Source organism: Streptomyces phytophilus, assembly GCF_013870535.1.
Lineage (GTDB): Bacteria > Actinomycetota > Actinomycetes > Streptomycetales > Streptomycetaceae > Streptomyces > Streptomyces phytophilus.
The window spans coordinates 1-2,231 of sequence record NZ_JACBXC010001015.1 but is presented as its reverse complement, the minus strand read 5'-3'; the positions used below and the strand labels follow the sequence as shown (position 1 = coordinate 2,231).

At 71.7% G+C, this 2,231-nt stretch carries 2 protein-coding genes and 1 pseudogene; 1 reads left to right on the top strand and 2 read right to left on the bottom strand.

The annotated features are described in order from the left end of the window. Positions 1 to 365, bottom strand: a 365-nt coding sequence (locus tag H5J30_RS28430) for a hypothetical protein (RefSeq protein ID WP_181790151.1), incomplete at its 3' end; no start/stop codon positions are given. Between the two features lie 37 nt (positions 366 to 402). Continuing rightward, a complete protein-coding gene (locus tag H5J30_RS28425; RefSeq protein WP_181790150.1) occupies positions 403 to 1,512 on the bottom strand; it encodes a magnesium and cobalt transport protein CorA in 1,110 nt (369 codons plus the stop codon). A 495-nt stretch (positions 1,513 to 2,007) separates the two neighbouring features. On the opposite strand from H5J30_RS28425, the pseudogene H5J30_RS28420 reads away from it, so the two are divergent. After that, positions 2,008 to 2,231, top strand: a pseudogene (locus H5J30_RS28420) (suppressor of fused domain protein); the annotation flags it as partial.

The following is a 2,231-nucleotide window of genomic DNA, read 5'->3' as shown; positions in this document are numbered from 1 at the left end:
CGGCTCTCCCGGGCCCAGCGCTCGGTGACGTGGTCGGCGTCCTCGGCGTTGAGCCGCTTGCCCTTCAGCTCCTCCACCGCCGCCTGCCACCCCGCGCTCTCCGGCGCCTCCTCGGCCACCCGGGCCGGCCACGCGACCAGCCGCCCGCCCTTGTCCTTGCTGCGCGCGTGCACGGTCACCACCGCCCCGTCGGTCAGCCCGAGCCCGTCGAGCGGCTGCTCGGCCGGCCCGTCGCCGACGATCACGACGGCGCCGTCGAGCCAGACGTGCCACAGCGCGCGCTGTGTGCCGTCGGGGCCCTCGATCCACACGAGCCCGGACTTCCTGGCGGCTTCTTCTGCGAGGGCGGCGGCGATCGGCTCCATGGGGCGAGCGTAGCCGCCGGGCCCCGGGCCCGTACCCCTACAGCCAGCCGTTGCGGCGGAAGCCGCGGTGCATGGCGAGGCAGATGCCGAGGATCACGGTGAGCACCATCGGATAGCCGAACTCCCACTGGGTCTCCGGCATGTGGTCGAAGTTCATGCCGTAGACCCCGGCGATCATCGTCGGCACCGCGAAGATCGCCGCCCACGAAGTGATCTTCCGCATGTCCTCGTTCTGCGCCACCGTGGCCTGCGCCAGATTGGCCTGGAGGATGGAGTTGAGCAGCTCGTCGAAGTTGGCCACCTGCTCGTGCACGCGCGCCACGTGGTCCGCGACGTCCCGGAAGTACTTCTGGATCTCCGGGTCGACGAACCGCATCGGCCGCTCCGACAGCAGCTGCATCGGCCGCAGCAGCGGCGCCACGGCCCGCTTGAACTCCAGCACCTCGCGCTTGAGCTGGTACACCCGCCCCGCGTCGCTGCCCCGCCCGCTGCGGCCGTCGCTCGGCGAGAACACGTCGATCTCGACCTCGTCGATGTCCTCCTGGACGGCGTCGGCGACGACGATGTAACTGTCGACGATCTGGTCGGCGATGGCGTGCAGCACCGCGGAGGGGCCGGTCGCCAGCAGTTCCTGGTCCTGCTCCAGCCGGGCGCGCAGCGCGCGCAGCGAGCCCTGGCCGCCGTGCCGGACGGTGATGATGAAGTCCTGGCCGGTGAAGCACATCACCTCGCCGGTCTCCACCACCTCGCTGGAGGCGGTGAGTTCGGCGTGCTCCACGTAGTGGAGGGTCTTGAAGACGGTGAACAGCGAGTCCTCGTACGGCTCCAGCTTCGGCCGCTGGTGCGCGTCGATCGCGTCCTCCACGGCCAGCGGGTGCAGCCCGAACTCCTCGGCGATGCCGGCGAACTCGCGCTCCGTCGGCTCGTGCAGCCCGATCCAGGCGAACCCGCCCCCGCCGCGCACCTTGCGCATCGCCTGCGCGGGGGAGAGCCGCTCGCTGACCCGCCGGCCGCCCCGGTACACGGCGCAGTCGACGACGGCGCTGACGGAGGCCGGGTCGCGGGTGGGGTCGTAGCCGTGCGGGGACTGGCTGCGGCGCTTGCGGGCGGGACGGACGACGGCTCGCAGGTCACGGATCATCGACATGGGCGAACTCCTTCACGCTCCTGCCGGGGCGCGGGCCAACGCTGCCGGGAATGGGGATCTACGCAGAGGTACACCCACAAAGCGGGCACCGCTGAGCGCGCCGACGGCACGTCAGTGGACAACGACGGAAAAGTGCGTGCTCAGCCGCCGGGCGCCGAACGGCGCGGCCGGGGAACGACCGGGAGATCCCCGCGACTCTGCGGAGGGAGGCCGGTGAAGGTCAGCGAGCGCCGGACCGGGCGGGAGAGCTGTCGGTACTGCAAGGTCGGCTGGGATCCACCGCAGTCCCCACCTCCTCCGGCCGGGCCCTGTCGAAGGGCATGTGTGTCAAAGCCGTTCGCATGCTGCTCATGTGCTGCTCATGCAGCTCTGTGTGCCGGGGCTGGTGCCCGCGCCGTACGTACGACGCGCATCAAGCCGACACGCAAGGTTACCAGCCGCCGGTGAACCGACCGGCCGCCGTTGACGGTTCCCCGGCGTCCTAGGCTGGGGCGCATGGCGTACGACGACGTGCTCGCGCAGGTGGAACAGCGGCTGACCGGGGCGTTCGGCGAGCCCGGCGCGCGGGCCGCCGTGACCTTCATCGGCACGGACCGCATCGAGGTGGTGCGTTTCACGTCGGCCACCGCCGAGGGCGAGCCGCTGCTGCGCTACGCCACCGTCGGCATGTCCGCCCAGCCCATGGCCGACCCCGCGCAGGTGCTGGCCGACCCGCTGCG

Coding starts and splice junctions, on each gene's coding strand:
- H5J30_RS28425 (WP_181790150.1), bottom strand. CDS start 1,512: ATGTCGATGATCCGTGACCTGCGAGCCGTCGTCCGTCCCGCCCGCAAG.